A 24,927-nucleotide genomic window follows, 5' to 3' on the forward strand; every position below is an offset into this window, starting at 1 on the left:
CGCGGCACTAGTGCGAATCGTGCGGTTATCCGCAGAATCCGCCCGACAGATTTCAAGGAGATGAATTATGAGAGGACGCATCATGTGGATCATCATTGGCCTGCTGTCGATTCTCGCCGGGGTGCTGGCGCTGGCCAACCCCTTCGCGGCGACGCTGACGGCCGAGCTTTTGGCCGGCTGGTCATTCCTGTTCATCGGCCTGCTTCAGATCATTGCCGCGTTCCAGATCCGCGGCACGGGCGGCAAGCTTTGGGTCGTGCTGCTGGGCGCGGCCTGCATCTTCCTGGGCATCTTCCTGCTGCGCAATCCGCTTGCCGGCGTCGTGTCGCTGACCATTCTGGCAGCGATCAGCTTTCTGGCCGGCGGAATCTTCAAGATTTTCCTTGCCTTCGATTTCCGCGGCACCAACGCCTTCTGGCTGGTGCTTCTCAGCGGCATTGTCTCGGTGGCGCTGGCGCTGATGATCTTCGGCAATTTCCCTGCCTCGGCACTGACCATTCTGGGCGTGCTGCTCGCGGTCGAGCTGATCTCGACGGGGGTGTCGATGGTCGCGCTGTCGACGACGCGCAAGGCCACCGATTAAGCCGCTCAGGGGCGGGCGGTCTCAGCGAATGGTCAGCACAGCCTGATCGCCCGCGCCCTTTCCGGCGGTGAAGATGATCCGGTCGCCCTCGATCTGGACAAGCTGACAGTCGCGCGCCCATTCGCGGCTCCCCCAGGCCAGCTTCCGGCAGAACCAGCCCGACTGCCAGTCCCAGCTTCCGCTGACCGAAGCGCCGAGCGCGCTTCCGGTGATGCGTCCGTCCGGCAATACCGACAGCGAGATCCCGGTCCGGCTGAGCGTCCGCCCTTCGACCGCCGAAAGAAATCCCTCGCGTGAGGTGATCCGCTCTGCCGCCTGTGCAAGCGCGGGGGTCAGCGCCACCAGCAGCGCAAGCGAGATGCGTCGGGTCGCGGTCATGTCGGGCTCCTCCATGGCTCATCCGTCCGCTGAATGAGACGCGCCGCGGCGGGCAAAAGTTGCGCCACCTGCGCTGATCTCTTTTCGCAGCGCCGCGAATCGCTTATGTGCAGCGGATGCAAGCGAACCCGCCCAATCTGCGCCCCGATCTCGCCCGCGCCACGGTTCCCGACGCGCCGCGCCGCGACGGGCAGCCGACCATCGGGATGGTCAGCCTCGGCTGTCCCAAGGCGCTCGTCGATAGCGAACGCATCCTGACCCGGCTGCGGGCCGAGGGCTATGCGATCAGCCCGGATTATGCGGGCGCGGATGCGGTGATCGTGAACACCTGCGGTTTTCTGGACAGCGCCAAGGCGGAAAGCCTCGATGCGATCGGCGAGGCGCTGACCGAGAACGGTCGGGTCATCGTCACCGGCTGCCTGGGCGCCGAGCCGGACTATATCACCGGCGCGCACCCCAAGGTTCTGGCCGTCACCGGGCCGCATCAATATGAACAGGTGCTGGACGCGGTGCATGGCGCGGTTCCGCCCGCGCCCGATCCTTTCGTGGATCTGCTGCCCGCAAGCAGCGTCAGCCTGACACCCCGCCATTACAGCTATCTGAAGATTTCCGAGGGCTGTAACCACAAATGCAAATTCTGCATCATCCCCGATATGCGCGGCCGTCTGGTCAGCCGCCCGGCCCATGCGGTTATCCGGGAAGCCGAAAAGCTGGTCGCGGCGGGGGTGAAGGAACTGCTGGTGATCTCGCAGGACACCTCTGCTTATGGTGTGGACCTTAAGCACGCCGAGGATCGCGGCCACCGCGCCCATATCACCGATCTCGCCCGCGATCTGGGTTCGCTTGGGGCATGGGTGCGGTTGCATTACGTCTATCCCTATCCGCATGTCCGCAATCTGATCCCGCTTATGGCGGAAGGGCTGGTGCTGCCCTATCTGGATATTCCGTTCCAGCACGCCCATCCCGATACGCTCAAACGCATGGCCCGCCCCGCAGCGGCGGCGAAAACGCTGGACGAGATCGCCGCATGGCGCGACATCTGCCCGGACATTACCCTGCGTTCCACCTTTATCGTCGGCTATCCCGGCGAGACCGAGGCCGAATTCCAGACGCTTCTGGACTGGCTGGATGAAGCGCAACTGGACCGGGTCGGCGCGTTCCAATACGAAAACGTCGCCGGTGCGCGGGCCAATGACCTGCTCGACCACGTGCCGGAGGATGTGAAGCAGGACCGTTTCGAACGCTTCATGCAGAAGGCGCAGGCGATCTCGGGGTCCAAGCTGGCCAGCAAGGTCGGCACCCGGATTGAGGTGATCGTGGACGAGGTGGACGACGAAGCCGCGACCTGCCGCACCAAAGCCGACGCGCCGGAAATCGACGGCAACCTGTTCATCGACGAGGGGTTCGAGCGCCTCAAACCCGGCGATATCGTCAGCGTCACAGTCGATGAGGCCGGCGAATATGACCTCTGGGGCCGGCTGTGATCGCCGCGACCTTCCCGCCGCGCTTCAACTTCGCCGTTGCATCGCCTAAATAGCCCCCAAACCCCTATCCGACAGGAGCGCCCGATGGCAGCCTATGAATTCGTCTATCACATGGACGGCGTGTCCAAGACCTATCCCGGCGGCAAGAAGGTCTTTGAGAATATCCGCCTGAACTTCCTGCCCGGCGTCAAGATCGGCGTTGTCGGCGTGAACGGTGCCGGTAAATCGACGCTGCTGAAGATCATGGCCGGGCTCGACAAGGATTTTCAGGGCGAGGCCTGGGCGGCCAAGGGCGCCAAGGTTGGTTATCTGCCGCAGGAGCCGCAACTCGATGAATCGCTGAACGTTCGCGAAAACGTCATGCTTGGTGTGGCGGAAAAGAAAGCTAAGCTGGACCGCTTCAACGAGCTGGCGATGAACTATTCCGACGAAACCGCCGATGAGATGGCGAAGCTTCAGGACGAAATCGACGCCGAAAACCTGTGGGATCTTGACAGCCAGATCGACGTCGCGATGGAGGCCCTGCGCTGCCCGCCCGACGAGGCCGATGTCTCGACCCTTTCAGGCGGCGAACGCCGCCGTGTGGCGCTGTGCAAGCTGCTGCTGGAAGCGCCCGACATGCTGCTGCTGGACGAACCGACCAACCATCTGGATGCGGAAACCATCGCCTGGCTTCAAAAGCACCTGATCGAATATCCCGGCACGATCCTTGTCGTGACCCATGACCGCTATTTCCTCGACGACATCACTGGCTGGATTCTCGAACTGGATCGCGGGCGCGGCATTCCCTATGAGGGCAATTATTCCTCGTGGCTGGAACAGAAGGCCAAGCGGCTGGAACAGGAAGCGCGTGAGGACAAGGCCCGCCAGAAGACGCTGGAACGCGAATTGGAATGGATCCGCGCCGGGGCCAAGGCCCGTCAGGCAAAACAGAAGGCCCGGATCAACGCCTATAACGAAATGGCGTCGAAGTCCGAGCGTGAAAAACTGTCCCGCGCCCAGATCATCATCCCGAATGGCGAACGCCTCGGATCCAAGGTGATCGAGGTCGAGGGGCTGAAAAAGGCCATGGGCGACAAGCTTCTGATCGAGGATCTGTCCTTCAGCCTGCCGCCGGGCGGCATTGTCGGCGTGATCGGCCCGAACGGTGCCGGTAAATCGACGCTGTTCCGCATGCTGACCGGTCAGGAACAGCCCGATGCGGGCGAGATCAGCTATGGCGACACGGTCGAGCTGTCTTATGTCGACCAGTCCCGCGACGCGCTTGGCGGCGACAAGACCGTGTGGGAGGAAATCTCCGGCGGGGCCGAGCAGATCGAGCTGGGCGACGTGTCGATGAACTCTCGCGCCTATGCATCGGCGTTCAACTTCAAGGGCGGCGATCAGCAGAAGAAGGTCGGCCAGCTGTCAGGGGGTGAGCGCAACCGCGTCCACATGGCCAAGCTGCTGAAATCCGGCGGCAATGTGCTGCTGCTTGACGAACCGACCAACGATCTGGATGTCGAGACGTTGCAGGCTTTGGAGGCCGCGCTTGACGATTTCGCCGGCTGCGCAGTGATCATCAGCCACGACCGCTTCTTCCTCGACCGTCTGTGCACGCATATCCTCGCGTTTGAGGGCGATGCGCATGTCGAATGGTTCGAGGGCAACTTCGAGGATTACGAGGCGGATAAGATCAGGCGTCTGGGGCCGGATGCTGTGGAGCCGAAGCGGGTGAAATACAAGAAGTTCAGCCGCTGACCTGACGCGGCGCGCGCCCACCGCGCCGCAGACCAGCTTTTGTCGGTCACGGGCGCGGCCTTGTCGTGCCCGCCCTCCGGCCCGCGGGCCGGCAGATCATTGAACATCGCACTGAAAACCGGCAGAAACCCTCTGTCCGGCGGGTCCGGCAAACCGTAAAGACATGAGGTCAATGCATGTTCCGCTGGCTACAAAGCGGCTGGATGATCCGGCTGAAAGAGCAGCTTCGCAAGATGTGGGTCCGCGTGACGCTCTACAGCATCGCGGGTATTGCCCTGGCGCTGACGGCGCAGTTTGTCGGGCCCTATCTGCCTTATATTCCCAAAATCGACCTGGCCTCCGGCTCGGTCGGGTCGCTGCTGAACATCATCGCATCGTCGATGCTGGCGGTAACCACCTTCTCGATGTCGATCATCGTTTCGGCCTATAGCTCGGCCACGGCCAACGCCACGCCCCGCGCCACACGCCTGCTGGAAGAGGACCGCGTCGCCCAGACTGCTGTATCGATCTTCATCGGCTCGTTCCTCTTCTCGATCGTCGGCATCATCGGGCTGTCGGCGGGGCTGTATCCCGACAATGCGCGCGTGCTGCTGTTCATTGCCACGCTGCTGGACATCTTCCTGATCACTTGGGCGCTGCTGCGCTGGGTCAACCACCTTAACGAGTTCGGCCGGATGAGCGACATCATCGACCGGATCGAACGCGCCGCGATGGAACCCGCCAAGCGGTTCCGCGAAAATCCGTCGCTTGGCGCGGTGCCCCGGCAGGCGGCGCTGGAACGGTCGATCAAGGTCCATGCGCAACGCGCTGGCTATGTCCGCTATATCGACTTCGCCGAGATGCAGAAGGCAGCCAAGACCGCTGAAACCGAGGTCGAGGTGCTGCGCATGCCTGGCAAATACGTGCATCGCGGCGAGGCTCTGCTGGGTCTCCGTGACGAGATCGGCGACGAATTCGTCCAGGCCATGCGCAATTCCTTCACCATCGGAGAGTCGCGCAGTTTCGAACAGGATCTGCAATATGGCATGACCGTTCTGGGCGAGGTGGCCAGCAAGGCGCTTTCGCCTGGCATCAACGATCCGGGCACTGCCATCGAGGTGCTCCGCGCGGGCACGAGGGTGCTTCAGGCCTATCACGATCAGCCCGAGGGCGATCAGGCGCCCGATTACGACCGCGTCTTCGCCCCGCCGCTGGACGTGCCGCAGATGTACGCCAACTTTTTCGCGCCGATCGCCCGTGACGGTGTCTCGACGCTCGAAGTCCAGCAGACGCTGCTGGACTGTCTTGGCGCGTTGGCGGTCAGCGGTCATCTGCCAGCGGCGCGGCGCGAGGCCGAACGGGCGCGGAACCGTTCGGGCAAGGTGATTACCGAAGACTGGGAACGGCAGATTCTGGGCATCGAGTGAACGCAAAAGGGGCGGCCCCGCGGGACCGCCCCGAACCTTGCCGGACGGCGCGAATCAGAACCGATACGAGGCGCGAAGCTGAAGCAGGTCCAGCTTCAGTTCTTGCCCGTCAACACTGTGCACATCATCGAATTCCTGCACGCTGTATTCGGCGCCGAGCGTCACGCGCTCGTTGACCTTGAACATCCCGCCAAGACCATAGGTGACCCCGGTCTCCGACAGGTCGCCATCGGCGATCTTGGCGCCACCGACCGTCGCATAAGGCATGAAACGGCCCATGTCATAGCCGGCCCGCGCCCGCAGCCGGGTCAGCCCCATGGTGCGGGAATCGTTGCTGAGCTTGTTGTAATCCAGCTCTCCGCCCAGAACGAAACGCCCGAAATCATGCATATAGCCGATATGGGCGCCCATCGCGTCCAGATCGCCGTCGTCATAGGGTGCCAGCGGATCCGCCATTTGCGGATTGGCCGCGCGCAGGATCGGACGCTGCGCGGTGGTGGCGTGATCGCCGCCGCCCGAGCCGCCTTCGTGGTCGCCGCCACCCTCGTGATCGCCCTCGTCCGAACCGCCGCCCTCGTGATCGCCCTCATCCGAGCCGCCATCCTCGTGATCGCCCTCGTCGGTGGACCCGCCATCCTCATGGTCGCCGCCACCCCCGTTATCACCATCATCGCCGCCGCCGCCATTACCTCCGCCGCCGCCGGAATCGTGGTCGCTGCCACCGCCACCGGGGTTCGGGTCGCCGCCGTCATCATCGTTATTCGACGCCGGATATGACAAATCGGTATCGCCGCCACCATACTGGACCCCGGCGTAGAAGCCCGACCAGCTTGCAATTGGCGCCTGAAGGACCACCGGCGGCGCAACGGTGTCGACCGTCGGAGCCACATAACCGCCCGCCGTCGCCGATCCTGCAAAAAGCGCAGCAACGGCTGCGGTCGTCATAAATTTTGTCATCTTCAACCTCCTGACTGAATAAAGACTGCGCGGAGGTAACGCGGTGCCCTGACTCTGGGCAGTAACAAGTTGGCAATTGGTCACTGCCGTTGCCGCTGTGCAACTATCTAAAGCTATATGTGAAAGTTAACTCTCTGAGTGCCGTGAACCTAGTGCCATGTTAAGGTTACGATAAGTAATAGAGGCGGGTTCACTGCCCGAACGGTTCAGTCGCTGATCTGGCTGATCACATATTCGTGTAGGGCCACAGAGAGGCTGCTATATCAGCAACTTATGATTGCGCGCTGAGTTTCTTACGCGCTTGACGTGTGAAATTGCTGCTGCACATAGGGTCTGCACGACTCGCCGAGAGTCGCCTGTCTGCCGCGGAACAGCGTGACCCTGCGTCGCCGGATTTCGGCTTGGGACAGCCGCCACAGGCACTCGCGCATTTCCGTCTTTGCCAAGACAGGCTCAGGAAGTCATCTGCCGTGATTTGTTGCAGTCGCGCCCCTGCATCGGCAGCACCGGAAGCGGAATTGCCGGATCGGCGGGAAGACTGCTGTCGGGCGCGGCCCCGGTCTCGGGGGCGGTCTCGGGTGCAGGCGTGACCGGCTTGGCCTCCTGCGCGGCGACGGGCAGGCTGAGAAAAGCGGCGACAGCGGCGGTGATCGTCAGTCGGAACATGGCGGTTCCTTTCTTCGATGCGGGACCAGTTGCGCAGTCATTCTAACGCGAAAGCTGCGCGTCACCTAATCACGCTTTCACCGCCCCTGTGGACGCGCGGTGCACACCCGGCGCAGACCGGCTTACGCATGTAAAAGGCCGCACCCGAAAGCGCGGCCGGTTTGCGTGATGGCGAAAGCCGGGATCAGAAATCCCAGTCCTCATCCTCCGTCGCAACGGCTTTTCCGATCACATAGCTGGACCCGGAACCCGAGAAAAAGTCGTGATTTTCATCCGAATTCGGGGACAACGCTGCCAGGATCGCCGGAGAGACCTTGCACGCCTCGGCCGGGAACAGCGCCTCGTATCCGAGATTCTGCAACGCCTTGTTGGCATTGTAATGCAGGAAATGCTTCACATCCTCGGTGAGCCCCACCGGATCATACAGCGTCTCGGTATATTTCCCTTCAATTTCATAGAGATCGAACAGCAGCGAGAAGGCGAAATCCTTCAGCTCGGCCCGCTCTTGCTCGGAGGCTTTCTCCAGCCCTCGCTGGTATTTATAGCCGATATAATAGCCGTGGATCGCCTCATCCCGGATGATCAGGCGGATCAGGTCGGCCGTGTTGGTCAGGCGCGCCCGGCTGGACCAGTGCATCGGCAGGTAGAAGCCGGAATAGAACAGGAAGCTTTCCAGGAAGACGCTGGCGATCTTCTTTTTCAGCGGGTGGCTGGCCGAATCGTATTCGTCAAGGATCAGCCGCGATTTGGCCTGAAGCTGTTCATTCTCGGACGACCAGCGGAAGGCTTCATCCACTTCCGATGTCTGGCAGAGCGTCGAGAAGACCGAAGAATAGCTGCGGGCGTGGACGGCCTCCATGAAGGCGACATTGGTCAGTACGGCTTCTTCATGCGGCGTGATCGCATCGGGCAGAAGCGAGGGGGCGCCGACCGTATTCTGGATCGTGTCCAGCAGGGTCAGCCCGGTGAAAACGCGGATCGTCAGCGTCTGTTCAGCCGGTTTCAGCTGTGACCAGCTTTGAATATCGTTTGACAGCGGCACCTTTTCCGGCAGCCAGAAATTCGCGGTCAGACGGTTCCAGATCTCCAGATCCTTGTCGTCCTGAAGGCGGTTCCAGTTGACGGCGGCGGGGACGGCACGGGTGGTATTGACGGAATCTTTCATGAATCTTGCCCCTTACAGCGTGCAGGAAACGCAGCCCTCGACCTCGGTCCCTTCAAGGGCGGCCTGGCGCAGGCGGATATAGTAGATGGTCTTGATGCCCTTTTTCCAGGCGTAGATCTGGGCGCGGTTGATGTCGCGCGTCGTGGCATCGGCGGGGAAGAACAGGGTCAGCGACAGGCCCTGATCGACATGCTGGGTCGCGGCGGCATAGGTGTCGATGATCGCCTCGGGGCCGATCTCGTAGGCGTCGCGGTAATATTCCAGATTGTCATTGGTCATATAGGGCGCGGGATAATAGACGCGGCCGATCTTGCCTTCCTTGCGGACCTCGATCTTGGCGGTGATCGGGTGGATCGAGGAGGTGGCGTAGTTGATATAGCTGATCGAGCCGGTCGGCGGCACCGCCTGCAGGTTGCGGTTATATAGCCCGTCGGTCATCACCGCGTCGCGCAGGGTGGCCCATTCCTCACGCGTGGGAACGGGGATGCCGGCATCCGCGAACAGTTCCGTCACGCGCTCTGTTTCGGGCAGCCAGTCACGCCCGGTATATTTGTTGAAGAAGGTGCCATCGGCATATTTCGACTGCTCGAAGCCCGCGAAGCTTCTGCCACGCTCTTTCGCCAGGGCGTTCGAGGCCCGCAGCGCGTGATACAGCACCGTCGCGAAATAGATATTGGTGAAGTCGATCCCTTCGGGCGATCCGTAATGGATACGCTCGCGCGCCAGATAGCCGTGCAGGTTCATCTGGCCAAGGCCGATCGCATGGCCCTCGTCATTGCCCTTGCGGATGGACGGGACCGAATCAATGGCCGACATTTCGGACACGGCGTTCAGCGCCCGGATGGCGGTGCCGACGGTTGCCGCCAGATCGCCGCTATCCATGGCCTTGGCAATATTCAGCGAGCCGAGATTGCAGGAAATATCCGTGCCCATCTGCGCATACGACAGATCGTCATTGAATTCCGAGGCCGTGTTCACCTGCAGAATTTCGCTGCACAGGTTCGACATGGCGATGCGGCCCGCGATGGGGTTCGCGGCGTTCACCGTGTCCTCGAACATGATATAGGGATAGCCGGATTCGAACTGGATTTCCGCGATGGTCTGGAAGAAGGCGCGGGCATTGATCTTCTTTTTGCGGATCTTCGGGTTGTCGACCATCTCGTGATATTTCTCGGTCACCGAAATGTCCGAGAAGGGCAGGCCATAGACCTTCTGCACATCATGGGGCGAGAAGAGATACATGTCCTCATTCTTCTTCGCCAGCTCGAAGGTGATGTCGGGGATCACGACACCCAGCGACAGGGTCTTGATGCGGATCTTTTCATCCGCGTTTTCGCGCTTGGTATCGAGGAAGCGCAGGATATCGGGGTGATGCGCGTTCAGATAGACCGCGCCTGCACCCTGCCTTGCGCCAAGCTGGTTGGCATAGCTGAAGCTGTCCTCCAGCAGTTTCATCACCGGGATCACGCCCGAGGACTGGTTGGCGATCTGTTTGATCGGCGCACCATGTTCGCGGATATTGGTCAGCATCAGCGCGACGCCGCCGCCGCGCTTGGACAGCTGCAGGGCCGAGTTGATGCCGCGCCCGATCGATTCCATGTTGTCTTCGATGCGCAGCAGGAAGCAGGACACGAATTCCCCCCGCGCTTTCTTGCCGGCATTCAGGAAGGTCGGCGTCGCGGGCTGGAAGCGACCCTCGATGATCTCTTCCATCAGCGACATGGCCAGCGTCTCGTCGCCGCGGGCCAGGGTCAGGGCGACCATGACGACGCGATCCTCGTAACGCTCCAGGAAGCGTTCGCCGTCCCAGGTTTTCAGCGTATAGGAGGTGTAATATTTGAACGCGCCAAGGAAGCTGGGGAAGCGGAACTTCTTCCCGTAAGCTTCGTCCCAGATCTTGCGCTGGAAGTTCTTGGAATACTGGTCCAGCACGGCGGCGTCGTAATAGCCTTCCTCGACCAGATAGCCCAGCTTTTCGTCAAGGCTGTGGAAGAAGACCGTGTTCTGGTTCACATGCTGCAGGAAATACTGCCGCGCCGCCTTGCGGTCCGCGTCGAACTGGATCTGGCCTGCCTCGTCATACAGGTTCAGCATCGCATTCAGCGCATGATAGTCCTTCGCCTCGGGCGCGGGACGGTTCAGGCGGTCGTCAAGCATGTCTCTCTCCAGAATCGGTGTAGCCCTTGGGTCACGCGGGCGATGTCTTCGTCATTGCCGGCCAGCTCGAATTTATAGAGCAGCGGCACGTTCAGCTTGTCGGCGATGCGTCGCCCGGCAAGCGCATAAAACTGTCCGAAATTGCGGTTGCCTGCGGCGATGACGCCGCGGATCAGCGCCCGTCTTGCGGGATCGTTCAGGAAACGGACGACCTGGGGGTGCACGGCACCGCGCCCCTGGCCGTCCGAATAGCTTGGAGAGATCAGCACATAGGGCCGATCGGGCATCGGCAACGGCTCATCGAGGCTGATCGGAATGCGCAGCGCCTCCATGCCCAGCCGGGCGACGAACTTCGCCGTGTTGCCCGAGCGGGAGGAGAAATAGACGAGCTGCGCCATCGGATCGGTGCCACCAGAGCCTGCCGCGCCGTGTCAGGAAAGCTGGCCGATCAGGTCCGGGCGGAAGCCGGACCAATGTGCGTCGCCAGCGATGACCACCGGTGCCTGACGATAGCCGAGGCCCGAGACATGCGCAAAGGCGTCTTCGTCCTGGGTCAGGTCGACAATGTCGAATTCGATGCCGCGCGCCTGCAGGGCGCGGGTGGTGGCGGTGCATTGAACGCAGGCCGGCTTGGAATAAACGGTGATGCTCATCTGTCCCTCATGCTGTCTTCGATGCAGGGCAGAACGTCAGTATCCGGCAAAGCGCGGCTTTCCGGTCAAAGCGCCCCATGGCCCCTGCACCATGGTTTGTTGCTGCCCTGACACCTGTCCGCCGCGAGGGGTTTCGAGGGTGCTTTCTTGCCCCTTCTGTCTCGCTTCCGGGTGATTCCCGTGCCTGTCAAAGCTCGACCATATTGTGGTGTGGCGAGGGGGCATGTCAACATTTTGTGTAGGTCGTCCACAGATTATCTATGGGTTGACAGAATCGCTCCATTGTGGGGCGATCGAGGTCGCTCGGTGTCTCATCTGGAGTTTGTTCAACGCTTGCTGGCGAAAGCTTGTCGACCGGCGCAGGGGCAAGGCCGATCTCAGGCGTTGCCGATGACGACCCTGCCGTGTTCCTGACGCAACGGCACCGGGTCGAGCCCGCACTCGGCGGGTCCATCGCAGACCTCTCCGCTGGCGGCATCGAACTGGGCCTGATGCGAGCTGCAAATCAGCCGCGCCCCATCCGACGACAGGAGATTGCCGCCACGGTAATCCAAAGGCAGGAACTGATGCGGGCAGAGGTTTACGAAACCGCGCAACCCGTGCGCATCCTTCACCACCAGAAGCGGAAAGCCGGCAAGGTCGAGGGCTTTCACGCCCTCGACCTCGTCCGTTTCGCAGACGACCGTGCCCGGTGCGGGTGCGGTCGACAGGTCCTGCCAGCTCATTCCGCCGGTTCGGATTTCAGCACGCCGCGGCGCATCTGGTCTTCCTCGATCGATTCGAAGAGGGCGCGGAAATTGCCCTCGCCGAAGCCGTCATCGCCCTTGCGCTGAATGAACTCGAAGAAGATCGGCCCGATCACGGTTTTCGAGAAGATCTGCAACAGGATCCGCGTCGTGCCGCCATCGACCACGCCTTCGCCGTCGATGAGAATCCCGTGCTTTTTCATCTTGTCCAGCGGTTCTTCATGATCGGTCACGCGCTTGCGGGACATCTCGTAATAGACATCCGGCGGGCCGGGCATGAATTCCAGTCCCTTCTCGGCAATCGCGTCGGTCGAGGCATAGATATCCTCCGAGGCGACCGCGATATGCTGGATGCCCTCGCCCTTGTATTCGTTCAGATACTCTTCGATCTGGCTGTGCTCATCCGCGCTTTCATTGATCGGAATGCGGATCTTGCCATCGGGCGAGGTCAGCGCGCGGCTGAACAGCCCGGTCTGCTTGCCCTTGATGTCGAAATAGCGGATCTCGCGGAAATTGAAGGTCTGGTTATAGAATTTATACCAGGTGTCCATGTTCCCGCGCACGACGTTATGCGTCAGGTGGTCGATGTAATAGAAGCCGACGCCTTCGGGGCGCGGGTCCGTTTCGCCCAGCCAGTCATATTCCGCATCCCAGGCGCTGCCGGTGTCGTCATATTTGTCGATGAAATAAAGCAGGCTGCCACCGATCCCCAGCACAGCCGGGAAATCCAGCACCTTGCCGGGGCCGGTATATTCCTCTGCGCCCAGCTCGACGGCACGTTTCAGCGCGTGCTGCGAATCCACGACGCGCCAGCCCATGGCCGGGGCGCAGGGGCCGTGATCGGTGATGAACTGGCTGGCATGGCTGTCCGGTTCGGCATTCAGCACATAGTTGATGCCGCCCTGACGATAGAGTGTCACATTCTTCGACTTGTGCTTGGCCACCGGGACGAAGCCCATCTTGCGGAACAGCTTGTCCAGCTCTTCCGGGTTGGGGTGGGCGAATTCGACGAATTCGAACCCGTCCGTGCCGGCGGGGTTCGATTTGCTGATTTCGGCTTTCGGTGCGTCGTGCGGGAAAGGTCCCATGATGTCCTCCTGTTCGCTTCCGTTGATTATGCGCCGATTCGGATGCAAGCCGGTTGCAATTGCATCAGGCTGAGGCGAGGCTATGCACGAAACGCGCATATCGGAGGGCGTGATGGACGAAATCTTGCATGACAGCTTTGATCGCGCGATTCTTGCCGCATTGCAGCGAGACGGAGGGCTGACCAATGCGCAGCTCTCCGAGATCGTGAACCTCTCGCCGTCGCAATGTTCGCGCCGCAGGGCCGCGCTCGAAAAATCCGGCGTGATCCGACGCTATACGGCACAGCTCGACGCGCGCGCGCTCGGCTTTGGGATCCGGGCCTTTGCGCGGGTGAACCTGCGCAGCCACGGTGCGGCGGGGGACAAGGATTTCGCCAGCTTCGCGGCGGCGCAGCCAGAGGTCCGGGCGGCGCATTCGGTCTCGGGCGATGCAGATTACGTGATGGAATTGCAGGTCCGGGATCTGGATGCGCTTGCGGATTTCATCCATGATCGGCTGTTGCAGCATTCTCAGGTCACGCAGGTCCGGTCCGAGATCGTGCTGAAATCGGCCAAGCAGGATGGCGGGCTACCGATCTGAGCGGAGAGGACGATTTAACGGTTGAGGCCGCCTGCCCGGCGGCGCATCAAGGATGTGTGGAAACGGAGGCTCCGATGCTGCTTGCGAAGATCGGGATGCGCGTGCCGGTGGTGCAGGCGCCGATGGCCGGAATTACCACCCCAGCGCTCGCCGCTGCGGTGGCGAATGCGGGCGGGCTGGGCTCGCTTGGCGTGGCGGCGCAGGACGCGGAACGGGCGCGGCAAGATATCCGGGCCGTGCGCGCGCAGACGTCAGCGCGGTTCAATGTGAATGTCTTCTGTCACGCTCCGCCGCGCCGGGATGCGCAGAAGGAGCGTGACTGGCTTGACGGGCTCGCACCGGATTTCGGCCGGTTCGGAGCAGCAGCCCCAGATCAGCTTACCTCGGGATACACGCCTTTCGCGGAAGATGATGCGATGCTGCAGATGCTTCTGGAAGAGCGACCTGGCGTGGTCAGCTTTCACTTCGGCTTGCCCGATGCCGGACGCGTCGCGGCGCTGCGCGAGAGCGGGGCGGTCCTGCTGGGGTCGGCCACGAACCTGGCGGATGCGCTGAAGATCAGGGCAGCGGGGCTGGACGGCATCGTCGCGCAAGGCTGGCAGGCGGGCGGGCATCGCGGACTGTTCGATGCTAACGGCCCGGATGAGCGGCTTGAGACGATGGAGCTTCTTTCCGCGCTGACCGAAGCCGGTCTTCCGCTGATCGCGGCAGGCGGAATTATGACGCGCGAAGATGTGCAGGCGGCGCTTGATGCGGGCGCAGTCGCGGCGCAGTGCGGCACCGCTTTTCTGGTCGCAGATGAGGCGGGCACATCCGATCCGCACCGCGCGGCGCTCGCCGGCGGCCAGACGCGTATGACGCGGGCGATCTCGGGCCGCCAGGCGCGCGGGGTCGAGAATATCATCAGCAGCCGCGATGACAGCAATGCGCCGGATTATCCGCTACCATATTCGGCGCTGAAGGCTCTTCATGCGGCGGCATCCGCACAGGGCGAGCATGGCTACGGTCCGTTCTGGGCCGGGACGGGCTGCGCCAGGGCTGAACCTGGCGGCGCGGCTGAAATCCTTTCCCGGCTGACCCCTTAGCCGGCCACCGGCGCCCACATCACCGCCTCGACCGAAGGGGCCGACGTGGCCAGCATCACCAGCCGGTCGAAGCCCAGAGCGATCCCCGATGCCTCGGGCATGATCGCGAGCGCGGCGAGGAAATCCTCGTCCAGCGGGTAGGCGTCGCCATAGATGCGCGCACGTTCGGCCATATCGTGCTGGAACCGGGCGCGCTGCTCGGCCGGATCGGTAAGTTCGCCGAAACCATTGGCAAGCTCGACCCCGCAGGCATACAGCTCGAAGCGTTCCGAAACGCGCGGATCATCGGGCGCGCGGCGGGCAAGCGCGGCCTCGGGGGCCGGGTATCGGTCCAGAATCGTGGCGCAGCCACGGCCCAGATGCGGCTCGACCCGCTCGGCCAGGGCACGAGAAAACAGATCGGACCAACTATCGTGCAGCGCTCGCGCGATCCCGGCCTTGTCCAGCTGCGCCGCCAGCCCATCCCGGTCCGTCGCGCCATCCGCCGAGATCGTCGCAAGCAGGTCTATCCCGGCAAAATCGGCGAAAGCCTCGGCGACGCTGACCCGTTCCGGTGAGGCATAGGGGTCGCACACGGAATCCCGCCAGCGAAACTCATTCGCGCCGGCGGCCTCGGCGGCGAGCATCAGGAAGTCGGCGCAATCGTCCATCAGCACCGTGTAATCCTCGCCGGCGCGATACCATTCCAGCATGGTGAATTCCGGATGGTGCAGCTTCCCGCGCTCGCGGTTGCGCCAGACATGCGAGAAAGCAGCGATGCGCGGCTCTCCGGCAGCGAGCAGCTTCTTCATCGCGAATTCTGGCGAGGTGTGCAGATACATCGCGCGGGCTTTGCCATCATTGCCGACCATCTCGGTCGCGAAGCCGTGCAGATGGGTTTCATTGCCCGGGCTGACCGCCAGCGCGGAGGGATCGACCTCGGCGAAGCCATTGTCGTCCAGCCAGTCCCGAATCGCCCGCTGGATGCGGTTGCGGGCCATCAATGCGGGGCGGCGGTCGGCATGACGGTGGGGCTGCCACCAGGGGGAATCGCTCATGGTTTCACTGGCAATGAGGCTTTGCTTGGGGTAGGGACACCGCCAACGCGCATAGGCGCATCCGATCAAACTCGCAAGGAAACCTGAGATGAAAGTCATCGCCTCCAGCCTCCGGAAGGGCAATGTCGTCGAGATCGGCGAAAAGCTGTATGTCGTTCTGAAGGCCGAGAACTTCCACCCCGGCAAGGGCACACCGACCACCAGCGTTGATATGCGCCGCATCTCGGACGGCACCAAGGTCGCCGAACGCTGGAAGACCACCGATCAGGTCGAGAAGGCTCATGTCGATGAGCGGGAATATGACTATCTGTATAATGACGGCGAGGGTTATCACTTCATGGAGCCCGAGACCTATGAGCAGCTCGTGGCCTCGGAAGATGTGATCGGCGATCAGGCCGTGTATCTTAAGGAGGGGATGCGGGTCTTCCTTCAGGTGTTCAACGGCGCGCCCATCGCGATGGAGCTGCCGCAGAAGATGACCGTCGAGGTGACCGAGACCGAGCCGGTGGTCAAGGGCCAGACAGCGTCTTCTTCCTATAAGCCGGCGCAGGTGGATAATGGTCTGCGGGTGATGGTGCCGCCGCATATCGGCACCGGCACGCGCATTGTCATCAACACCGCTGACAATAGCTATGTCGAGCGCGCCAAGGACTGAGCCGCTGCGACTTGGACGATCAAAAAAGGCGCCCGTTGCGGCGCCTTTCTTCGTGGTTGGAACGCGCAAAAGAAAACGGGGCCGCAATCGTTGCGGCCCCGTTCTGTCTACTGACTGGCAATCGGCTCAGGCGAGCGCGATATTGCTGGCCGACTCGCGGCCATTGCGATCCTGTTCCAGATCAAATGTCACGGCCTGACCATCATCCAGCCCGCGCAGACCGGCGCGTTCCACGGCCGAGATGTGGACGAACACGTCCTTGGAGCCCGATTCCGGGGCAATGAAGCCGTAGCCTTTGGTGGCGTTGAACCATTTCACGGTGCCGTTGGCCATCGTGGTATTCCTTATATTCATGCCGCTCACACAGCGCAGCGGCCCGGCAAAGCTTGAAGTCGAAAGCTGAGCCGAAAGGAACAGGTTCGAAAAAGAGATGCAGCGCCTATATAGCGATGATCCCGCCGGTTTGCGAGGGGGCGGCGTGCAATTTCGCGGCGAGCGGCAAAAATGCGCCACCCCCGGCGGTGGTCAGCCGGTGACGAATTCGTCCCGCCCGTAGCCCTGGATGTAAAGCAGCGCTGTCAGATCGGCATGGTCGATGCGGATCCCGGCCTGTTCCGCGACGACCGGCTTGGCATGCAGTGCCACGCCGCTCCCCGCGCGTTGAAGCATTCCGAGATCATTCGCACCATCGCCCACCGCCATCGCCTCGGCCGGGGTCAGGCCCCGCGCCGATGTGATCTCTTGCAGCGCCGCGACTTTCGCCTCGCGTCCCAGAACGGGAAGACCCACATGTCCTGTCAGAACGCCCTGATCGGCCAGAAGGCTGTTGGCGCGATGCTCATCAAAACCCAGCTCTGCGGCGATGACACTTGTGAAGGCAGTGAAACCTCCTGAGACCAGCGCCGTATACGCGCCCTGATCGCGCATCGTCGCGATCAGCTCGCGTCCGCCTGGGGCAAGGGTGATCCGCTCGTCGATGACCTTGTCGATGATCCGCTCATCCAGCCCGGCCAGCAGTCCGACCCGCTCGATCAGGGCTTCGTGGAAATTCAGTTCGCCGTTCATCGCGCGCGCAGTGATGTCGGCGACACGTTCGGCGACGCCGGCTTCGGCGGCGAGTTCGTCGATGCATTCCTGAAGGATCATCGTGGAATCCATATCCGCCAACAGCACCGCCTTGCGCCGTCCCGCGGTCGGCTGAATAACCAGATCGAAACCCGCCATGCGCGTATCCTCGGCAATGGCCGCCGCATCGGCGGGAAGCTGGGTTGCCGGGAATTCGGCGGCGATCCTGTCGGCCAGCCAGATCGGATTGCCGCCGCCGAACAGATCGCGCAGCGCAGTGATCCTGTCCTGATCCAGATCGGCGCGGTCGGGTGCGGCGAGAACGGTGATCGTGTGCATGACATATCCTCTGGCGGCTGCGCCGAGCGGTTAGCGCAAATCCTGCGCCGGCACCAGCATCGGGAACCGCCACGGCGGCAACACGTTACAGTCGCGGTGAAACCAACAAAGGATAAGCCAATGGCTTTGTGGGATTTTGTGAAGGATGCCGGTAAATCCGTCTTTGGCGAGGCGCAGGCCGCCGAGGTGAAGGATGACGGCGAATCCGCCGAAAAGGCCGAGACCGAGCGCAAGGTCGCGGCGATGAAGGCCGAGCTGAAAGAGATGGGGCTCGGCTCTGATGATGTTCAGCTTACGCTCCGCAGCGACAAGGAAACGGTGAAGATCGAATCTCGCGGCGCCGATCGCGAGACGATGGAAAAGCTGATCGTGGCAATCGGCAACATCAAAGGCATCGCGAAGGTCGAGGCCGATCTTCCCGAGCCGGAGAAGAAGACCGCGACGGTCAGCAGCAAGTCTCCGTCGGCGGAGCCGGTGTTCCACGAAGTCAAGTCAGGTGAAACCCTGTCCGCGATCTCGAAGAAATATCTTGGCGACGCGAACCGCTATAACGAGATTTTCGAAGCCAATCGTCCGATGCTCTCGGATCCCGACAAGATCTATCCGGGCCAGACGCTGCGCATTCCTCAGTGAGCCGCGCTGCTTGACGTCGCGCCACTGACGCTGCGTCTTCGGGCCGCGCGGCAGCCATCAGGCTTGCCCCGCGGCCCCTTTATGTCCCATGCTCTCCGGCAAAGTTACGGACCCGGCAGCGGGTCTGGCGAAGGGGGGAATAATGGGCCAGTTCAGCTCTGTCGCCGACCGCGATGCGGTCGAGCAGGAAATGCCGTATGAGGCGCGCGACAATGGGCGCACCATCTATGAGTTTCTGACCCGGACAGCCGAACGTTTCCCGGATCGGCCCGCAGTCTCGTTTCAGCTTCTCGCCGGGCCGCGGGATCATGCCACCACGCTGAGCTGGTCCGAGCTGCGCGAGCGCGTGACGGAAACCGCCAATCTGTTGCGCAAGCTGGGCGTCGGTCCGTCCGACACCGTTGCCTTCATCCTGCCAAACAGCATCGAGACTCCGGTCGTACTTCTGGCCGGCATGACGGCGGGGATCGTCAATCCGATCAACCCCTTGCTGGAGCCAGAGCATATTTCGGCCATCCTGCGCTCGACCAATGCCAAGGTGGTGGTGACGCTAAAATCTTTCCCCAAGACCGATGTGGCGCAGAAAACGGCGCAGGCGGTAAGGGATGCGCCCAATGTCGAGCATGTGCTCGAGATCGACCTGAACAGGCATCTGACCGGGGTGAAGAAATTCATTGTCCCGCTGGCGCGCCCGAAAATGCCGGTCAAGCACCACGCCCAGGTGCATCAGTTCGAGGCCTCGGTATCGGCCGAGAATCACAACCGCCTGGATTTCGACGACCCCAGCGAGGACCGTGTCGCGGCCTATTTCCACACGGGCGGCACAACCGGAATGCCCAAGGTCGCGCAGCATAAATACTCGGGCATGATCTATAACGGGTTCCTCGGAGGCACGCTGCTGTTCGATGAAACCGATGTGCTGATCTGCCCATTGCCGCTCTTCCATGTCTTCGCCGCCTATCCGGTGCTGATGAGCTGCATCGCCTCGGGTGCGCATATGGTCATGCCGACCCCTGCCGGGTATCGCGGCGATGGGGTCTTCGACAATTTCTGGAAGCTGATCGAACGCTGGCAGGTGACCTTCCTGATCACCGTGCCGACCGCGATCTCGGCGCTGATGCAGCGCAAGGTGGATGCCGATGTGTCCTCGCTGCGCACGGCGATTTCGGGCTCGGCGGCGCTGCCGATCGAACTTTATAACCGCTTCAAGGCCGCGACCGGCGTCGAGATTGCGGAAGGTTACGGGCTGACCGAGGCGACCTGCCTTGTGTCCTGCAATCCGGTGGACGGGATGAAGAAGGTCGGCTCGGTCGGTCTGCCGCTGCCCTATACGAAGGTGCGAATCCTGAACAAGCGGGACGGCGCTTTCGTGGAATGCGGCACTGACGAGGTGGGCGAGATCTGCGTGGCCAATCCGGGGGTGTTCGAGGGTTCGACCTATACCGAGGCCGAGAAGAACAATGATCTGTTCGCGGAGGAGCGTTTCCTGCGCACCGGAGATCTTGGGCGGATCGATGCGGATGGATATCTCTGGATCACCGGCCGCGCCAAGGACCTGATCATCCGAGGCGGCCATAATCTTGACCCCGCCGAGATCGAGGACGCGCTGCTCTCGCATCCCGCCGTGGCTTTTGCCGGAGCGATCGGACAGCCCGACGCCTTCGCGGGCGAGCTGCCCTGTGCCTATGTCGAACTGGTTGCGGATAGCGAGGTCACCGTGGATGAGCTGCTGGAACACGCCAAACCGCGCATCCATGAACGCGCGGCGGTGCCGAAATATCTCGAAATCCTCGACGAATTGCCCAAAACCGCGGTGGGTAAGATCTTCAAGCCGGATCTGCGGAAAATGGCGATCCGTCGGGTCTATGACGAGGCGTTGCAAGGCACCGGCGCCAGTGTCGCCGAGATCGTCGATGACAAAAAGCGTGGGCTTGTGGCCCGGATCAAGGGGGGCGAGGGCACCGATCAGGCCGCTGTACGTCAGAAGCTCGGCGAATTCACCCGGCCCTGGGACTGGGCATAAGCAGCAAGTCCATGTGGCACGCAGCAACGGGTTGATCCCGCTGCCGTGACAGGACACTCTGTCCACGATCCGGGCAGCGGCCCCGGTGCCAGCAAGTGACGGGCGGACCGGACAGCCATATGCCGAAACTGACGATCTTCTATATCGCCGATCCCGCGAATTACGACATCATGTCCTGCACGCTGCTTGCCTCGATCCGCCAGGCTTTCGGGGACAGCGTCAAGACCATCGGCTATTGCTCCGAGCACATGATCGACGATGTGCACCCCGCGGTGTTCAAGGCCCATGAGATGATGGGCGGCGAGATCCGTTCGATGAAGACAGAAGGGATGTGGGACGAGCCTTATCCACATGGCAACAAGATCATCGCCGCCCTTCAGCCGCGCGAGACGGAATATTCCGCCTTTGTCGACACGGATGTGCTGTTCCTGCGCCCGAACAGTCCCGACAATCTGATCCGGCCCGGGCATGTCGCCTGTTCGGTCGCGGCCTCGATGGTCTGGGCCGAGCAGTCGATCTGGGATGATGTCTACGGCGCCTTCGATATGCCGCTGCCCGAAGAGCGGGTGTCGTTGATGCGGCGCGGCTCGAATGTACTGCCCTATTACAGCTCGGGCTTCGTGGTATTCCCCGAGGCTGATGGACCGGCAGGGCGGTTCGCCGATATGTGGTATGAGACCGCGCGGACCATCGACCGGGTCGAGACCATCCCGCGGCGGCGGCCCTATCTGGATCAGCTCAGCCTGCCCGTCGCCATCCGCCGCTCCGGCCTCGGCTGGAGCGAGATCCCCGAGGAACATCACTATATCCTCGGCGGCAAGCTGCGCGGTGAGCCTCTGCCACAGGACCGAGAGATCTACACAGTCCACTACCGAAACAACAATCTTCTGAGCGAGGTCGGGCTTCGAAAGCCTGCGCGGCAGATGCTGAACGCACAGACCGGCGTGCGCTTCGTGCGCCGTCTGGTCAATACGCCTGACGCAGATCGTGAACGGGAAGCAGAGGCGGACAGCCAGGACGAGCTGGAATAGGATCGCCGCGTTGTCCGCCGAACCGGGTAACGACGTTGCGCCGCAGGCACTGGCCGCTTTGGCGCGACTGGTCTAGAAGAAAAAGGTCAAGAAACGCCGAGGCACTGCATGAAGCTCGATCGCCGTCCTGTCGCGTCGCTCTGGATCGGAGAGCGACTTCACTATCTCAACCAGCTCTGCTTGAAGTCGCATCTCCGTCATGGCCATCCGGTGACGCTGTACTGCACCGATGATGTGCAGAATGCGCCCGAAGGCGTCGAGATCCGGCCTGCCTCCGAGATCATGCGGATCGACATGGAGCTGGTGAACGATACCTCGGCCTCGTTCCTGTCCAACGTGTTCCGCTACAAGATGATTCGCCAGACCGGCGCGGTGTGGATCGACTGCGATGCGTTCTGCCACCAACCCTTCCCGGATGAATGGGAGTGGATCTTTGCCGGCCACGGGATGCGCGGGGCGCTGAATTGCGGCGTGGTCGGACTGCCAAAGGAATGCGAGCTGATGGATCAGCTTCTGGATTACTACGAGAATCTGCCCGATTATCCCGCATGGTGGAACAAGAAGCAGCGCAAGCAGATGGACCGGATCAAGGCCAAGGGCGGGCTGTCGCACGCGGCCTCGATCTACAAGGCGGAACGCACCGCGTTCGGCCCGCAGGCCTTTACCTGGTTCGCACAGCAGACCGGCGATATCGAAAGGGCGATGGGCTCTGACGTCCTGTATCCGGTGCCGTTCCAGCTGAACGATATTTTCTATGACCCGCATGGCCGCGTTGAGGGGTGGTTCACCGAAGACACGCTGTCTGTGCATCTGTACACCAACGGCACCAAGCCCTGGTGGCGGAAGAACCCGCCTTTGGCCAATTCCTATGCCGCCCGCATGTGTGACGAGGTGGGTATCGATCCTGCTGCGGCTCTGGAAAACTAGGTCTGACGGGGGCAAGCGCATGCCGATCTTCAGCAAGGGCGACACGCGAATCTACTTCGCCCATGTGCCGAAAACGGCCGGAAGCGCGCTATATCTGACCTTCCTGGCGAATGGCTGGACCATCGCGAATGTCGAATCCGCGAACCGGAAGGGTCGCATCGGCCATCGGCTGTTTACCGAATTCGGCATCGAAGAGGTGCCGACCGAGGGCGAAAAGGGCGATTACCCCTACCCGATGCAGCACGCGACGCGCGAGATCTGGGAAAGCTGGGGGCCGTTCGATGCCAGCTTTGCGGTGATCCGCGATCCTCTGGCGCGGTTCAGCTCGATCCTGCGCTATGAATACGGGCTGCGACCCCGCGACATGTCGCTCGAAGAATTCTCCGGTCCCGCTTCCGGAGGGTGCGCATGCTGGCCAGTGGAAAGAAGCGGGGGATCATTCCGATCGGCTTTCTGCCGCAACACCGCTTCGTCGCGCCGGAAACCGAGATATTCCATGTCGAACGGGATTTCGACTCGCGTATCGCCGCGCGGTTCGGCTTCGAGAAACCCGAAACACGCGAAATCAACAAGAGCAAGCATGAGCAGCTTGAGCTGACCGATGACATGGTTGATTGGGTCCGGAACTACTACGCCAAGGATTTCGAGACGTTCGGCTATGACCGCCCGTCCTGAGTGATGCAACTGTGAAGCTGACCCGTCATATAAGCCCGCATGGCACGGTCATGGCGGTGTCGATGATGAAGGATGAGGCACCGTTTCTGCTGGAATGGTTCGCCCATCATCTTGCGGTCGGATTCACCGACATTCTCGTCTACACCAATGACTGCTCCGACGGCACGGTCGAGATGCTGCAACGTCTGGAACAGCTTGGCGTCGGCCATCATCGTCCGAACAACATACCCGAGGGCGTCAAGCCTCAGCCCTCGGCGATCCAGCATGCGCAGCGCGAGCCTCTGGTTCAGCAGGCGGATTGGGTGATGCTGTTCGATGCTGACGAGTTTCTGTGCATCAACCATCCCGCCGGCCATCTGGACGGGCTGCTGGCTGACGTGGTGGCGCGGGATGCGAACGGGATCGTCGTCACCTGGCGGATCTTTGGCTCGAACGGCGTGGTGGACTGGTCGCGCGCGCCGGTGACCGAGCAATATACCCGCGCCGCGCCGCCGCTATGGAACAAGGGGTGGGGGGTCAAGACGCTGTTCCGCTTCGATCCTGAATATTGGAAGCTCGGCATTCACCGGCCCTCGATCAAGAACAAGCATCTGGATGACGGTTTTCCCGACAGCGTGAAATGGCTGAACGGCTCTGGTCAGCAGATGGAGGATTACTTCAAGTTTCGCGGCTGGCGCTCGATCAGGCGGACGCTCGGCTATGACTGGGTTCAGCTTAATCACTATGCGATCAAATCGGTGGACAGCTATGCGGCACGGCGCTTTCGGGGCAATGTGAACAACAAGAAGGACAAGTATAACGCCGAATACTGGTCGCTTCAGGACCGCAACGAGGTTTCCGATACCAGCATCCTGCGGCATGCGCCGCGCCGGGCCGAGATCATGGCGGCGCTGCTGAATGACCCGGTGCTGTCGAAGCTGCATTTCGCGGCGCTGGACGCGCTGGAGGCTCGACTTGACGAGTATCGCCGGACCGACGCCTATGCCGAGCTGCGCGAAAACCTGATCGAGGCGGGCAAGGTGCCCATCACCAGCGTCGAGGCAAAGCCGCCCAAACCCCGCGACCCTGCCAAGATCGCCGCACTCATGTCGGAGGTCGAAGAGCGGGCGAACTCGGGTTCGGGCAGTGCGCGAAAATCCGCGCCGGCGTCGGGTTGGGGCGCGATCGGGGTGTCGCATTATGTCGATGGCAGGATCGTCCCATCGACCGATGAGAGCATCGACTGGGTCGACTCGCAGGAGATCGCGCTACCTTGCGATCCGGGCATTTTCACGCAGGATGCGCTGATGGCGGTGCTGGCCGGGAAGTTCGACCGGCGCAACGGGCGCAACATCCGTTCCTACCTCTCCGGCAGCCGCCGCGTGCTCGATTTGGGTGCCGGGATCGGCCTGCCCGCGATGCGGGCGGCGCAGCAGGATGACGGCACTGTGTTTCTTGTTCAGGATTCGCAGCCGGGCATGGCCAAGGCAGTGGCGCTGATCCGAGAGCGGAACGGGCTGGCCGACACAGCCCACCTGCGCTTCGTCGACGGCCCGCTGGTTCTGGCAGCCGACAGCGGCGACGAAGCAGGCGGTCTTTCGGCCTGCCTGCGCGAATTCCGCCCCGATGTGCTGCGCATCTCGTCCCGAGCAGGGCTGCCGGCGAACCGTCTCGCCGCTCAGGAGCTCGGCATGATCGCGCGGGTCATTCTGCCCTTCGAAAGCGAGGATGAGGCCGAAGCGCTTCGCAAAGAATTCGGGCCGGTTCTTGAACAAAAAGGCTTTTTCGAGAATAGGGATGCTGCTGGCGGCGGCTCGCTGAGTTATGATCGCTCTGCTCTCGATATGCGTGGCGATGCGCGATAGGGACAGCCAG

At 62.0% G+C, this 24,927-nt stretch carries 25 protein-coding genes; 13 read left to right on the forward strand and 12 right to left on the reverse strand.

Annotated elements, in window-relative coordinates:
- Positions 1-67: 67 nt before the first annotated feature.
- Entirely contained in the window at positions 68-583 is a 516-nt protein-coding gene (locus PAF18_RS13175) for an HdeD family acid-resistance protein (RefSeq protein ID WP_271116154.1), read from the forward strand.
- Positions 584-604: 21 nt separating this feature from the next.
- Here PAF18_RS13175 and PAF18_RS13180 read toward each other — a convergent pair whose 3' ends face one another.
- A complete protein-coding gene (locus PAF18_RS13180) occupies positions 605-961 on the reverse strand; it encodes a dihydrodipicolinate reductase (RefSeq protein ID WP_271116155.1) in 357 nt (118 codons plus the stop codon).
- A 116-nt stretch (positions 962-1,077) separates the two neighbouring features.
- Between PAF18_RS13180 and rimO the strand changes: the two genes are divergently transcribed.
- From rimO to PAF18_RS13195, 3 genes are all read left to right on the forward strand, one after another.
- Entirely contained in the window at positions 1,078-2,445 is a 1,368-nt protein-coding gene (gene rimO, locus PAF18_RS13185; protein ID WP_271116156.1) for a 30S ribosomal protein S12 methylthiotransferase RimO, read from the forward strand.
- A gap of 84 nt (positions 2,446-2,529) precedes the next feature.
- Positions 2,530-4,185 carry an energy-dependent translational throttle protein EttA gene (ettA, locus tag PAF18_RS13190; RefSeq protein ID WP_271116157.1) on the forward strand — a complete coding sequence of 552 codons (1,656 nt, stop codon included), beginning with the start codon at positions 2,530-2,532 and terminating at the stop codon, positions 4,183-4,185.
- A gap of 176 nt (positions 4,186-4,361) precedes the next feature.
- Positions 4,362-5,591, forward strand: coding sequence for a DUF2254 domain-containing protein (locus PAF18_RS13195; RefSeq protein ID WP_271116158.1), 1,230 nt, complete (start codon positions 4,362-4,364; stop codon positions 5,589-5,591).
- Positions 5,592-5,645: 54 nt separating this feature from the next.
- Here the strand turns inward: PAF18_RS13195 and PAF18_RS13200 are convergent, their stop codons facing one another.
- The 8 genes from PAF18_RS13200 to hppD all read right to left on the reverse strand — a co-directional run bounded on the left by PAF18_RS13200 (position 5,646) and on the right by hppD (position 13,023).
- Entirely contained in the window at positions 5,646-6,548 is a 903-nt protein-coding gene (locus tag PAF18_RS13200; protein WP_271116159.1) for an outer membrane protein, read from the reverse strand.
- A 453-nt stretch (positions 6,549-7,001) separates the two neighbouring features.
- The gene (locus PAF18_RS13205) at positions 7,002-7,214 is read right to left on the reverse strand and encodes a hypothetical protein (RefSeq protein ID WP_271116160.1); all 213 of its coding nucleotides are present in this window, start codon (positions 7,212-7,214) and stop codon (positions 7,002-7,004) included.
- 184 nt (positions 7,215-7,398) lie between these two features.
- Positions 7,399-8,379 carry a class 1b ribonucleoside-diphosphate reductase subunit beta gene (nrdF, locus tag PAF18_RS13210; RefSeq protein WP_271116161.1) on the reverse strand — a complete coding sequence of 327 codons (981 nt, stop codon included), beginning with the start codon at positions 8,377-8,379 and terminating at the stop codon, positions 7,399-7,401.
- Positions 8,380-8,391: 12 nt separating this feature from the next.
- Positions 8,392-10,536 (reverse strand): class 1b ribonucleoside-diphosphate reductase subunit alpha, encoded by a 2,145-nt coding sequence (gene nrdE / locus PAF18_RS13215; protein ID WP_271116162.1) that lies wholly within the window; start codon positions 10,534-10,536, stop codon positions 8,392-8,394.
- Positions 10,518-10,934, reverse strand: a complete 417-nt coding sequence (nrdI, locus tag PAF18_RS13220; RefSeq protein WP_271116163.1) for a class Ib ribonucleoside-diphosphate reductase assembly flavoprotein NrdI — start codon at positions 10,932-10,934, stop codon at positions 10,518-10,520. Before nrdI ends, nrdE begins: the two co-directional genes overlap by 19 nt.
- Positions 10,935-10,967: 33 nt before the next feature.
- Entirely contained in the window at positions 10,968-11,189 is a 222-nt protein-coding gene (gene nrdH / locus PAF18_RS13225) for a glutaredoxin-like protein NrdH (protein ID WP_271116164.1), read from the reverse strand.
- Positions 11,190-11,566: 377 nt separating this feature from the next.
- On the reverse strand, positions 11,567-11,914 hold the full coding sequence (locus PAF18_RS13230) for a Rieske (2Fe-2S) protein (protein ID WP_271116165.1): 348 nt from the start codon (positions 11,912-11,914) through the stop codon (positions 11,567-11,569).
- The gene (gene hppD, locus PAF18_RS13235) at positions 11,911-13,023 is read right to left on the reverse strand and encodes a 4-hydroxyphenylpyruvate dioxygenase (protein WP_271116166.1); all 1,113 of its coding nucleotides are present in this window, start codon (positions 13,021-13,023) and stop codon (positions 11,911-11,913) included. The genes PAF18_RS13230 and hppD overlap by 4 nt, the downstream gene beginning before the upstream one ends.
- A gap of 112 nt (positions 13,024-13,135) precedes the next feature.
- Between hppD and PAF18_RS13240 the strand changes: the two genes are divergently transcribed.
- Positions 13,136-13,603, forward strand: a complete 468-nt coding sequence (locus PAF18_RS13240; protein ID WP_271116167.1) for an Lrp/AsnC family transcriptional regulator — start codon at positions 13,136-13,138, stop codon at positions 13,601-13,603.
- 74 nt (positions 13,604-13,677) lie between these two features.
- Positions 13,678-14,688: an NAD(P)H-dependent flavin oxidoreductase gene (locus tag PAF18_RS13245; protein ID WP_271116168.1), complete on the forward strand. Its 1,011-nt coding sequence runs from the start codon at positions 13,678-13,680 to the stop codon at positions 14,686-14,688.
- On the opposite strand, the gene epmA is transcribed toward PAF18_RS13245, so the two are convergent.
- Positions 14,685-15,725, reverse strand: a complete 1,041-nt coding sequence (epmA, locus tag PAF18_RS13250) for an EF-P lysine aminoacylase EpmA (protein ID WP_271116169.1) — start codon at positions 15,723-15,725, stop codon at positions 14,685-14,687. The two genes, PAF18_RS13245 and epmA, sit on opposite strands and share 4 nt — an antisense overlap.
- Before the next feature lie 88 nt (positions 15,726-15,813).
- Here epmA and efp point away from each other — a divergent pair, with 88 nt between their 5' ends.
- Entirely contained in the window at positions 15,814-16,380 is a 567-nt protein-coding gene (efp, locus tag PAF18_RS13255) for an elongation factor P (protein WP_271116170.1), read from the forward strand.
- A 126-nt stretch (positions 16,381-16,506) separates the two neighbouring features.
- On the opposite strand, the gene PAF18_RS13260 is transcribed toward efp, so the two are convergent.
- Positions 16,507-16,713: a cold-shock protein gene (locus PAF18_RS13260; protein WP_271116171.1), complete on the reverse strand. Its 207-nt coding sequence runs from the start codon at positions 16,711-16,713 to the stop codon at positions 16,507-16,509.
- A 192-nt stretch (positions 16,714-16,905) separates the two neighbouring features.
- Positions 16,906-17,784 (reverse strand): phosphoserine phosphatase SerB, encoded by an 879-nt coding sequence (gene serB, locus PAF18_RS13265; protein WP_271116172.1) that lies wholly within the window; start codon positions 17,782-17,784, stop codon positions 16,906-16,908.
- Positions 17,785-17,904: 120 nt separating this feature from the next.
- Between serB and lysM the strand changes: the two genes are divergently transcribed.
- The 6 genes from lysM to PAF18_RS13295 all read left to right on the forward strand — a co-directional run bounded on the left by lysM (position 17,905) and on the right by PAF18_RS13295 (position 24,917).
- Positions 17,905-18,417, forward strand: coding sequence for a peptidoglycan-binding protein LysM (lysM, locus tag PAF18_RS13270; protein ID WP_271116173.1), 513 nt, complete (start codon positions 17,905-17,907; stop codon positions 18,415-18,417).
- A 142-nt stretch (positions 18,418-18,559) separates the two neighbouring features.
- A complete protein-coding gene (locus PAF18_RS13275; protein WP_271116174.1) occupies positions 18,560-20,440 on the forward strand; it encodes an acyl-CoA synthetase in 1,881 nt (626 codons plus the stop codon).
- A gap of 119 nt (positions 20,441-20,559) precedes the next feature.
- Positions 20,560-21,471, forward strand: a complete 912-nt coding sequence (locus PAF18_RS13280) for a GT-B fold glycosyltransferase domain-containing protein (protein WP_271116175.1) — start codon at positions 20,560-20,562, stop codon at positions 21,469-21,471.
- Positions 21,472-21,579: 108 nt separating this feature from the next.
- Positions 21,580-22,398 (forward strand): hypothetical protein, encoded by an 819-nt coding sequence (locus PAF18_RS13285; RefSeq protein ID WP_271116176.1) that lies wholly within the window; start codon positions 21,580-21,582, stop codon positions 22,396-22,398.
- A gap of 408 nt (positions 22,399-22,806) precedes the next feature.
- Positions 22,807-23,073 carry a hypothetical protein gene (locus PAF18_RS13290; protein WP_271116177.1) on the forward strand — a complete coding sequence of 89 codons (267 nt, stop codon included), beginning with the start codon at positions 22,807-22,809 and terminating at the stop codon, positions 23,071-23,073.
- An 11-nt stretch (positions 23,074-23,084) separates the two neighbouring features.
- Positions 23,085-24,917 carry a glycosyltransferase family 2 protein gene (locus PAF18_RS13295; RefSeq protein ID WP_271116178.1) on the forward strand — a complete coding sequence of 611 codons (1,833 nt, stop codon included), beginning with the start codon at positions 23,085-23,087 and terminating at the stop codon, positions 24,915-24,917.
- Positions 24,918-24,927: the final 10 nt, after the last annotated feature.

Source organism: Paracoccus sediminicola, assembly GCF_027912835.1.
Classification (GTDB): domain Bacteria; phylum Pseudomonadota; class Alphaproteobacteria; order Rhodobacterales; family Rhodobacteraceae; genus Paracoccus; species Paracoccus sediminicola.